General features: G+C 37.2%; 9 protein-coding genes. 1 reads left to right on the forward strand and 8 read right to left on the reverse strand.

What is annotated here, in order from left to right; translation table 11 throughout:
* Positions 1 to 49: 49 nt before the first annotated feature.
* Genes FAX86_RS05825 through FAX86_RS05860 form a run of 8 tightly spaced genes read right to left on the reverse strand, consistent with a single transcriptional unit; the run spans position 50 to position 8,072 of the window.
* On the reverse strand, positions 50 to 1,774 hold the full coding sequence (locus FAX86_RS05825; RefSeq protein ID WP_144392401.1) for a GspE/PulE family protein: 1,725 nt from the start codon (positions 1,772 to 1,774) through the stop codon (positions 50 to 52).
* Positions 1,774 to 2,961 (reverse strand): tetratricopeptide repeat protein, encoded by a 1,188-nt coding sequence (locus FAX86_RS05830; RefSeq protein WP_144392402.1) that lies wholly within the window; start codon positions 2,959 to 2,961, stop codon positions 1,774 to 1,776. The genes FAX86_RS05825 and FAX86_RS05830 overlap by 1 nt, the downstream gene beginning before the upstream one ends.
* Positions 2,958 to 3,860, reverse strand: coding sequence for an ExeA family protein (locus FAX86_RS05835; protein ID WP_144392403.1), 903 nt, complete (start codon positions 3,858 to 3,860; stop codon positions 2,958 to 2,960). The genes FAX86_RS05830 and FAX86_RS05835 overlap by 4 nt, the downstream gene beginning before the upstream one ends.
* Before the next feature lie 11 nt (positions 3,861 to 3,871).
* Positions 3,872 to 5,515, reverse strand: coding sequence for a pilus (MSHA type) biogenesis protein MshL (gene mshL / locus FAX86_RS05840; protein ID WP_144392404.1), 1,644 nt, complete (start codon positions 5,513 to 5,515; stop codon positions 3,872 to 3,874).
* A 7-nt stretch (positions 5,516 to 5,522) separates the two neighbouring features.
* Complete coding sequence (locus FAX86_RS05845) at positions 5,523 to 5,876, reverse strand: hypothetical protein (protein ID WP_144392405.1); 354 nt, start codon at positions 5,874 to 5,876, stop codon at positions 5,523 to 5,525.
* Complete coding sequence (locus tag FAX86_RS05850; protein ID WP_144392406.1) at positions 5,851 to 6,537, reverse strand: hypothetical protein; 687 nt, start codon at positions 6,535 to 6,537, stop codon at positions 5,851 to 5,853. The genes FAX86_RS05845 and FAX86_RS05850 overlap by 26 nt, the downstream gene beginning before the upstream one ends.
* Positions 6,530 to 7,126, reverse strand: coding sequence for a PilN domain-containing protein (locus FAX86_RS05855; protein ID WP_144392407.1), 597 nt, complete (start codon positions 7,124 to 7,126; stop codon positions 6,530 to 6,532). The genes FAX86_RS05850 and FAX86_RS05855 overlap by 8 nt, the downstream gene beginning before the upstream one ends.
* Complete coding sequence (locus FAX86_RS05860) at positions 7,113 to 8,072, reverse strand: type IV pilus biogenesis protein PilM (RefSeq protein ID WP_144392408.1); 960 nt, start codon at positions 8,070 to 8,072, stop codon at positions 7,113 to 7,115. Before FAX86_RS05860 ends, FAX86_RS05855 begins: the two co-directional genes overlap by 14 nt.
* A 212-nt stretch (positions 8,073 to 8,284) precedes the next feature.
* Here FAX86_RS05860 and FAX86_RS05865 point away from each other — a divergent pair, with 212 nt between their 5' ends.
* Entirely contained in the window at positions 8,285 to 11,386 is a 3,102-nt protein-coding gene (locus FAX86_RS05865; RefSeq protein ID WP_144392409.1) for an amidohydrolase family protein, read from the forward strand.
* The last annotated feature ends 2 nt before the right edge of the window (positions 11,387 to 11,388 follow it).

The following is an 11,388-nucleotide window of genomic DNA, read 5'->3' on the forward strand; positions in this document are numbered from 1 at the left end:
CTTGCCCCAATTAGTTTTGCCTGACAAATATATGACTCGTTGAAAATCATTATTCACCTCCCGGCAATAAATCAGTTTCTTCAACGGTTTCGCCTATACGATATACTTCTTCTAATGAAGTGGAACCTTTCAAAGCAAGCTTGACGACACTGTCTAACAAAGAACTGTAAAAAGGAGATGCTTTAGCGGCTTTATTAAACTCGTCAACATCGTGTCTGCGTAAAGCACTTAACATAGAATCATCAAGAACCAGCATTTCCTGAATTGCTATTCGACCTCTATATCCAGTGTTATTACACTGCGTGCATCCATCTCCCATTTTAAAAGTAGAGTCGGCAAGCTTTACACCTTTAATAGACTCAAGCCATGCATGCTCTTGTGGATCAGCTGCTATATCTTTAGCACAGTGTAGACACACTTTTTTTACAAGTCGTTGAGCGATAACACCACGCAATGCACTGGCAACCAAGTAAGGTTCAGCACCCATGTCAGCCAAACGTAATGCAGAAGAGATAGAATCATTTGTGTGAAGAGTGGATAGAACTAAGTGACCGGTCATAGCCGCTCTAAGGCCAATTTCAGCGGTTTCTTGATCACGCATTTCACCAACTAGTACAATATCAGGATCTTGTCTTAAAACTGAACGCAATACTTTCGCGAAGTCGAGACCGATTTTATTATTAACCTGTACCTGATTTACCCGTGATAAATAATATTCAACAGGATCTTCGATAGTTATTATCTTTTTTTCGGGCTGATTTAATTCACTTAACGCAGAGTATAACGTTGTCGTTTTACCAGAACCAGTTGGTCCTGTTACCAAAATCATGCCATGTTGCGATCGTAATAACTGACGGAATTGAGCTAGAACTCCGGGGTCCATTCCAATATCATCTAGTCGAATAATACCACTCGTTTGATCAAGCAAACGCATTACGACAGATTCTCCATATTGTACAGGCATGGTCGATAAACGGACATCAACATTATGGCCTCGTACTTTAACATTGAAGCGGCCGTCTTGCGGTTTACGTTTCTCTGAAATATCGAGACCACACATCAGCTTCAACCGTAATACTAATGCCGATGCAATTCTCTTTTCTTTCATTACTTGTTCTTGCAATGAGCCATCAACTCGAAGCCGAATTCTTAAGACGTCTTTATCGGGCTCAATATGTACATCTGACGCTTGCAGCTGAACAGCTTCTTCAAAAACACTTTGAAGCAACTTGGCGACTGGAGCTTCATCAGAATCGGTCGTATCTGCAAGTGTAGGTAGCTCAAACTCTTCGGTACCTAATTCACCCTCAAGCTCTTCCGCCAAAGAACTAATTTCATTTGTTTTTCGATAAAATAGATCGATATTACGAATAATGTCGGCTTCTTTTGCAACACTGGCTTTAACAGGTTTCTTTAATATGGCTTGAATTTGATCATAACGATTCAAATCGGTTGGATCAGCCATCGCAATTAATATCGAGTCTTCCTTTTCATCAATAACCAAAGTTCGGAAACGGCGTGCTTGAATCTCTGAAAGTAATGGTACTGCGGCTTCGTTGACTTTAAAGTTAGGCAAATCTATGTAATCAATTTCCAATTGTTGAGCCAAAAACTTTAATAGCTGCTCTTCGCCAACATATCCCAAATTAACAAGCATCGAACCCAAACGCTGACCCGTTGATTTCTGTTGCTTTAGAGCATCCATCAACTGTTCTTCAGTGATAACATTGCCTTCTACTAACAGATCACCAAGCCTTATCTTCTTTCTTAACATTAAAGTAGACCTTCTAAATAGCGTAATTTCTGTTTTAAATATCGATGCTGTTGCTGATTAATTCTTGGATCTCCTGACGCTTTAGAGAGAGCTTGATAAGCATCTCTAAATCTCTTCTTGGACTCTAATGAAATGCTTAATCCCAGCCACCAATCACCACGTTCTTTATTACTCTTTAGTAAGTCAACATATACATCGATGGCTTCATCATGTTGATTTAACTGTTGAAAGGCTATTGCCTTCATCAGTCGAATATCCTCATTATTAATCTCACTATCGTTTGCTAAAGCTATAACTCGGGTCCATTGTTTCTTCTCTGCAAAATGTCGAATTAACAAAGCCCTGTAATTTCTGTGTGAAGGATATTGAGTGATTTTTTCTTCAAGAAAACGCTCTAGACTTGAATCATTAGAAGTTTCTAAGTAGACATATGCTAAATGCTCATTTGCCTGATGAAAAGCCGGAAATTCATCAACTATTTCTCGCAAAGCTTCTTCAGCCTTACCTAATAAACCCTGTTCAATAAGAGCCGTAGCTTTCTCCAACTTCAACTTTTTCAGCTCTTTTTGAGAATATGATTTAACGTTTTCTTTATCTATTCCTTTAGCTTGAGAGTCATTAGCTTTCAAATTACTCTTTGGTGTCACTACAGTTTTAACGTGTATTTTTCTATTATCTAACGCTCTTCGGTTATCTGATTCATTATTATTTTCTTCGGGGGTTGAACTCATTACTTGATGTTCTACCACTTTAAGTTGAACTTTATTATTCTTATTTTCTGTTAACTTTTTAGAGGAGCTGTTGATATCTTTTTTAACAATAAAAGCTGCTTTCAACGGATTATCAGAATCTATATCTTTCGTCTCAACATTAGCAATTAGTTCTTTTGGCTCGTGAACATTAGTTTTCTTATCTTGATTTATATTAAATTCTTTACTTTTGCTTTTTACTACCTCTGCTTTACTATCCGCTATCAGATAATCTTTCGGAACATTGTTACCCATTGAATTAAAAAAAATAATGAGCGATATCGCTATTAATAAAATGAATATAAAAATAACTTTTGTAATGTTACTCGAATTCTCACAAACAACTGCGGTTGGTCTATCATCATCTTCAGAAAAAATTGGTGAGTGATTATTGTTTTGCTTCTCCAAATCTTTGAGCATTCTATTTACGACACTCATGAAATCCCCCAAAAAGCAAAAGCTCCACCGCTAAATAATCCAAAAGCCAAAGATGTATAAATCCATCTGCGAGCTTTTGACATACTCCAGGTATCTTCTGTATCTCGAATCGCTTGAAAAACACTTCTAACGTTTATTTTTTTCTGACTTTTGCCATAAGCAAGCATAATAGATTTGTGACTTAATACATTCACTAAACGTGGTATTCCACGACTAGCATAATGAATAAAGAAATACGCCCCTACAGAAAAACTAATTTTTGGCATACCATTACTCACAGATTTTAGCCGGTGAATTATATAAGCTTTCGTTTGGTTATAATTTAATGGTTTTAGCTGATATGAGAAGGCAATTCGCTGTCTTAACTGCCTCAAGCTTTTCTTTTCTAACTTTTCATTTAACTCAGGCTGCCCAAACAAAACTATTTGAATAAGCTTACTTTTTTCAGTCTCTAAATTCGTAAACAACCTTAATGTTTCAAGTGTTTCTTCAGGCATCGCTTGTGCTTCATCAATAATTAGAATTACTGAACCTGATTTTTCATTGATTTCAACAAGCTTTTTCTGAATTTTTGGAATGATCTGTTCTTCACCTGTGTTTTTAGTGATCCTAATATTTAACTCATTAGCAAGAGCGAGTTTAAGCTCCTTTGAAGATAAAACTGGATTTGGAATGTAAGCGACTTTCCGCTTTTTATGAATTTTATTGATCAGTAGACGGCAAAGTAATGTTTTGCCTGAGCCGACTTCACCTGTAATTTTACAAAATGCTTCACCAGATAATAGCGAAAATTTTAATGTATTAAATGCTTCTAAATGTGATGGTAATGCACAAAACAAATTGGTGTCCGGTGTCAATGCAAAAGGCAACTGGCGGAAGCCAAAATGATACAAGTACATATTACTTATCCCTATGGATTAAACCGCTCAAATCTTTGACGTGTTCTATCCACTTCGTTCCCCCACATATCATCATTAACCACAGTCGCTTTTAATAATAAAACAAGCTCACTTTTTACAACTTTATCTCTTTGCTGTTTGAAAATATTTCCAATAACAGGAATGCTGCTTAAAAATGGTGTACCAGAATCTCGCTTAACGACTTGATTCTGCATTAGTCCTCCAATTACAACGACCTGACCGCTTTTTAACTTAACAATTGAATCCGATTCTCTAATGCTACTAAGTGCTAAAGGTAAAGTAAGATCTTGATCACCAATCTGAATACGTTTTGTTTGATCATTTACTTCACTCACGGAAGGATGCACGTGCAAAATGATACTACCGTCTGCACTTACTTGTGGCATTACATCTAATGCAATACCTGAAAAGAATGGTGTTAGAGTGACATCAGGTGTCGTTGTCGAGCTAATACCTGACGTTGTTGTTGTACTAATATCAGTTACATAAAATTCATCATTACCGACTTTAATAACAGCTTTTTGATTGTTTATGGTAGAAATTCTTGGACTCGAAAGAACTTGAACATCACCTTGTTGTTCTAATAAATTAACAGTAGCACTAAATGGATCCGAGTCACCTTCTTCAGTCTCGTACAATAAGTTGAATACTCCATTAATTGGATTAGCTTCTGCAGGTGTATCAATTACTTGTCCTAGCTGCCCTAGTGCAATGATATTGCCAGCACCATTTACATGAACCTTCGACCAATCAATTCCAGCTTGAAAGTCATCACTTAAACTCACTTCTAAGATTTTAGCTTCTAGAATAACTTGCCGACCTAGATTTGCTTGCGCAACACCTAAGTATTCAGCAACTTGTCGTTGAACTGAAGGGCGTGCTTTAACAAGTACCGTGCCAGTTTGTGGACTAACCATCACAAAACTTTCTTTATCCTGTGATGCAATAGCTTCAAGAGTTTTTTGAACTTCTTCCCATAGATTTGTTTCTGATGACGTCTCAATTCTTGATGAGTTTATGGTAGAGACTCCTTGCCCGCCTGAACTTTGATTATTTCCAGAAGATTGATTTTGTTGTCCTTGACCACCTGATGAATATATTTGACCAGAGCTAACTTGCGTTTGTGAATTACCTTTACGTCTAAGATTTAAATAATCAAGTGGGTATACTGCAGTTTGTACCTTTGAACCACCTACGTAATAAATATTTCCCTGTTTTTGAACACTTATATCATGTGTTTGCTCTAGGACACTTAAAACTTCATTAATCGTTACGTTTTTCAGCTGTAAGGTTACTGGCTCTTCTAGATTCGGATCGACCAAGATATTCATATCAGTATTATCAACAAGGCCCATCAAAAATTGATTTAACGGTAAATTATCTGCTTTGATATCAAAACGCACGGCTTCTTTTCGTTGATCATTACCCAAAGTAACCTTTGGCATCAATGTATCAAGTACAGCATTAGAGTCTGGAACGTTTTCTGAATCTGCTTTCTCATTCGCGCTTGAAAAGGTTTGTTCAACAAGAGAGTCTTGTTGAACTGAATCAGATTGTTGCGTATCGCTTGTTGTTGCGCAAGATACTATATAAAACGCGCTAAACAAGACGATAACTATTTTTCGCTTTCTCATTAGAGTGCTAACCTTTTGCTTTTGTAACTTTTACCCGTTTGACAAGACTGAGTGTTTTGTATTGACTGCCTTTTCTTAGAATTACTTTATTTTCTTTAATTTGGTGTACTCTATAACCATTAATGCGATCGCCCACTGCAACCGTTTTAGTATCTATAATTGCTTTGTAATTAAACTCATCGCGAATAATCGCTTTTAGTTGATTTACCTTTTTTTTAGGAGCTTCCTTATCTGTTGATTCCTTTTGTACTTGTGTGGTTAAGTTAATATAAGGGCGCGTCGGATCAGTCAGCTTATCAGTTTCACTAGCTGACACCGAAGCTGCAATAATAAAGCTAAGCGCCAATCCAATCTTTATCATAACTAAAAGTGTATATGGTAAGTTTAATTTCAGCTTCAGGATATTGTTTAACTTTATAATCTAAAGCATGCCAGTATATCTTTAAATTCATTGCTTCTAGTGATTCTAAACTTTTAATCAACTCAAAATAACGACCTTCCAAAGTAACGGTAAAGTCATGACGATAAAAGTTGACATCACTACCCGTACTTTTAGATTCTCCAGATCCCTTATTTTTTTTTGCAGTTAAATTCTTGAACGCCGGCTGAACAGGGTGTTTTTCTAATCCAATTAAATCTAAAGAACGGCTTTTTTCGAAAATATTTTTCAACAAGCCAGGCATTTGGCGAGGGGAAACCAACTGTGCATATCTAGACAGCTGGTTATCGAGTTCTTTTTCTTGTTTCTTTAATAGGTCGACCTGCTGACGCTTTTCATTGAATGCCGAACCCATGAGTTCCTGCTGGCGTTGTTCAATCGCTCCCGATAACTCTTTTCTCTCTTGAGTAATATTTGTCAGCTGGCGTTTCAATTTTTTCTGTTCAGCGTCATCAGATTGGTACCAAAAAAAATCGAAGATGACTAGTAGAACAACGACAGCAACACTTAAAACCATAATTCGATGCTTGGTTTCGAGTGATTCGTATCTATTACGAATTTTTGCTAATCCAGTTTCACTCATCGTTCAGCAAGACTCCATCTTTTAGCTCAAAATCAAAGACTCGTTGATCGGTTTCATTTTGAGTGATTGAAACAGCCGAAAACTGTCTCGCCATTGTTGATTTCTGAACGACATTGTCAATCCAAATGGAAATCAGTTTTGGATCCACTGTTTGACCTTTCAATGCAAGAATATCACTTTCCATTTTAATATCCGTTAACCAAATTCGACGCTCACTTTGTTTAGCTAACTGCCGCAAAAACTCACTAAAACCTTTGCCGGCACCAATATCGCTTGTTTTTAATGTTTGCAGTGCCAAGCTTTTATTTTGGATATTTGTTTGAGCATTGAGCAATAAATTATCCAAACCTTCCCAATCAGGGCGAGCAGAAACCACTTTATCAAGCTCAGCTTTTTGAATTCTCAAGGGTTCCAGCATTCTTTCTTCTCGAGCAATTTGTAATTTCATTAATTCTGTTTGATTATCTAAGTACCAACCTAAACCAGCGAATATCAATACAGCAGTGACTAAAACCAACAGCAATTGATTAATTGAAAGAATATCTTTTTGAGGTCGAAACTCTGGAAGATAAAGATTAATTTGCTGCATGGGCACCTCCGAGCTCTCTCAGGGCTCCGCCACAAACACTCAAATTTCGAATCAATTCAGTTTCAATAATCGGTGGTTGCCATTGATAGAGTGACTCAAGATTTAACAATTCAACGGCGAGTCCGAGATCACGCTTGAGAGCAGTTTCTAATTCCTCCAATTGACTCCCTACATTAGGAATTACAACTTTAGTTACAGCTCGTTTCGATATTTGGCTTTCGTAATAATCAAGCGTTCGTTGAATTTCCAGAAGGAGTTGATCGTTGCTATCTTGCTCTATATTTTCATCCAGTGATAATTCGTCTTCAGATTTATCTCTGGGAAGAAATACTCCGGGTAACTCACGGGTAAAAGAAAATTGATGCCCAATATAACAATTAACAACAACCCCGCGCAGACTTTCTGCAATGAGCGCTATCGATTGTCCCTCTTGTAACCAAGGCGTCATCAAGTTGCCCATTGCTAATTCCGCAATATCAATGGCTATTAAATTGATATCAACGAGCTCACTGAGTTTAATAATCGATTCCACAGCATCGCGGCGAGCTACTACGACATTTATTTTATTCTTCGATGGTAAAGCTTCTGGATAGTCGAAGTGAGTTAACACGGCTTCATTGATGGGAACGTCGATATGATCTTTTACTTGCCAACGAATTGCATCGTCCATTTCGTTCGAAGGAACATTTGGCTTATCGAGAGTCATAATTCGGTAATGTTCAGAAGCTAGTATCCAATAAGCATCGCTTCCTTTCACATCAAGTTTAGCCAAACTCGATTTAAAGTCTGTTTTGAGGGCTTCTTCAGTAAGAGCAAGTTGACCCGATAACTCAATGAAAGGTGTGGTGGAGAGAGGATTCAGCAAGCAATAGCTCAAAGTGTCACCGTCAAGTTGCAACCCTAAGCGTTTTTTATTCTTTTTCAGTAGCTTGCTAAGCCAATTCACGCTCTACCTTCTTTTTATCGACGAATTAGTTCACATTTTAATATATTTTTTAAAAAATCCCAGCAAATGTTTGAAATTTCAGTTAATTTTTAACCAATCTAGACTAGTTTTAGTTCAATTTTACTGAAAGATGTGGAAACGACCTTCAGCTAACATTACCTGTTAGGTGGTAAAAAGCCAACCTAACAACAAAAATTGTTTAGGAGAAATGAATGAGGCATTTCCTAAGTTGCTTATTTGCTGGACTTTTCAGCCTTTTATGCGCTGCAACATATAGTGCCTCAAATAGTAGCTGGACAGTAGACAGGCCACCTGGAGTACAAGAATTTGTCGATATAAAAGTGGATGAGGGGACCTGGATGAACATTGATGTTAATCCTGACGGTCAATCGATAGTTTTTGATCTATTAGGAGATATTTATGAATTACCCATACAAGGAGGAACTGCAAAGCGTTTAACTTCCGGTATGGCTTGGGATATACAGCCGAAATACAGCCCAAATGGAAAATCTATTGCCTATACGTCCGATAAAGGTGGTCAAGATAATATATGGCTCATGAGTCGCACCGGCTCGAATCAGCGAATTCTCACAAGTTCAAATCAAATTTTAACGAATCCCGCTTGGTCTCCTGATGGAAACTTTATCATTGCACGAAAGTATTTTCTCCAAGGTCACGTTGATGGCATCGGACAAATTTGGCAATACTCAATAAAAAATGGTGACGGTCGTCCGCTTTTAAATTATGAAACCGAATTCGTTAATGACGGAGAGCCAACTTATTCTATCGATGGTGAAAAAGTTTATTTTAGTAGAAACACTAACGACCAATCTTTGATATATGGCAGAAAAAATGCTAATGAACAAATCTATACAATCTTTAGTACCATGCTTCGTACCGGAGAAATTCGAGAGGAGATCGCTAGATATGGCGGTGCGGTCAATCCAACACCGTCGCCCGACGGCAAAAAAATTGCGTACGTTAAGCGCATAGCTGGTCACTCTAGTCTGGTCATAAAGGAGCTAAAATCAGGACGGCTTTCTCCCATTTATCAGAAATTAGATCTTGATAGGCAAGAAACTGAAAATATTCATGGCAATTATCCATCATTTAGTTGGACGCCAGACAGTAGAGATATAATATTCTGGGCCGGTGGGAAAATTAAACGAATAAATACCCAATCTCTTGCCGTTAAGAACATCCCTTTTCAAATCTCTGATAAGCGAGAGATACGTAGAGCGTTAACGTATCATAACGAAATTGCCATTGATAATTTTACAGTTTCAGCGCTTCGCTGGATCAGTTTGTCGCCTGACAAAAAAAATATCGTATTTCAAGCACTCGGTTATCTATACATCAAACAGCTTCCCAATGGAAAACCAAAACGCCTTACTCGTCAAAAAGAACATTTCGAACTGTACCCATCTTTTTCCGAAGACGGTCGCTGGATAGTCTATACGACTTGGAATGATAATAATCTTGGTAGCATTCGGAAAATAAAGCCAAACGGAAATAGTGAAGAAATAATAAGTCAAGAACCAGGGCACTACATTGAACCAGTATTTTCTCCTAATAACCAGTTGATAACTTACCGGAAGATAAAAGGAGGACAAATTACTGATTCGATAAAATCGGAGAATATTGGAATTTTTGTAACAGATACCGAAGGGAAAACACATAAAAAAGTAGCTCAAAGCGGTTTCAATCCGATGTTCAATAATAATAGCGATGGACTCTTAATTAATGATTATGAAGATTCTTTAAGACACATATCAACAGTACTTTTTGAAATAAACTTAGAAACAAAAAAGAAAAAAATAGTAGCAAAAAAGCCTATAAAAGGTTCGTTTAAACGATCTCCTGACGGCTCGTTAATTGCTTTTACAGATGCATCTAATAATTCTATTTTTATAACAAAAGACAAAGAAGTAGAGACAAAGCTAATAGAAGAAAATCCTTTTATATTATCGGGTAATTATTTCAACTGGGCAAACAACAATAGCTTATATTGGTTACATGAAAGCAAAATGTTTATTGCGAATTTTAAAGAGACTAATAATAGTGTATCGAATCAAAAGTCATACGATCTGTCATTTATTAAAAGTCTGGATATTCCCAGAGGAAATTATTTGTTATCTGGCGCTCGAATAATAACAATGAAAGGAAAAGAAATTATCGAACAAGGGGATATTGTTATTGACGGAAATAAAATTCAAGCTGTCGGTAAAACGGGTTCCCTCTCGGTTCCGAGAGGCACGAAGCGAATTAATTTAGCGGGGAAAACAATAATCCCCGGACTTATTGATGTTCATTGGCATGGTAAGCAAGCCACTAGTGGGATCATTCCACAACAAAATTGGCTGAATTTGGCGACTTTAGCTTTTGGTGTAACAACCGTACATAGTTTTTCTTCCGATACTTCATCAAACTCTGCAACAAGTGAGCTTGCGAAGATAGGGCATATAGTTTCTCCCCGAATATTTGTGTCTAAAAATATTTTTGACCAGACAATTTTCACAGAAAACCGAAAGCACTCATATTCAAATCGAAATTGGGAAAAAGGTGTTTATCAATTAAATCGCAAGAAACGACAAGAAGTTATTCAAAATGCTCGGCTTTCGGGACAAAGTGTCATTCCCGAAGGAAGGTCTTCATTACAACACAGCTTAACGATGATAATCGATGGTTATACTGGAATAGAGCATTCTATTTCTGTAGCAGAAATATATAACGATATTGAGCAGCTTTGGTCACAAACACAAGTTGCTTACACTCCTATTCTTAATATTTCAGATGGTGGGCTAACGGGTGAAGACTACTGGTATCAATACACGAATGTCTGGCAACATCCATTATTAATAAAATTTGTTCCAAACGATCAATTAAAAGCGCAATCCACGCGAAGAATTATGGCACCAGACAATGAATACAGTCATATCAGTGCAGCTAAAATCGCTGCGAAATTACATTCTCTCGGCGTCTCAATTAACCTTGGTTCGTATGGAAAACGAGAAGGCCTTAGCACCCACTGGGAACTATGGATGCTAACTCGAGGAGGAATGACACCACACAGTGCGCTTAAAGCTGCAACAATTGATAGCGCTTCATATTTAGGACTGCAAAAGAATATCGGTTCGATTGAACCAGGAAAACTTGCAGATTTGGTCATACTCAACTCCAATCCAATTGACCAGATTACGGACAGTGATCAAGTTGATATGGTCATGTTAAACGGAAGACTTTATAACAGCTCAACAATGAATCAAATTGGAAATCATCCAAAGACTAGAGAGCCCTTATTTTTCGAACAATAAGA

The organism is Pleionea sediminis (genome assembly GCF_007570825.1).
Taxonomy (GTDB): Bacteria; Pseudomonadota; Gammaproteobacteria; order Enterobacterales; family Kangiellaceae; genus Pleionea; species Pleionea sediminis.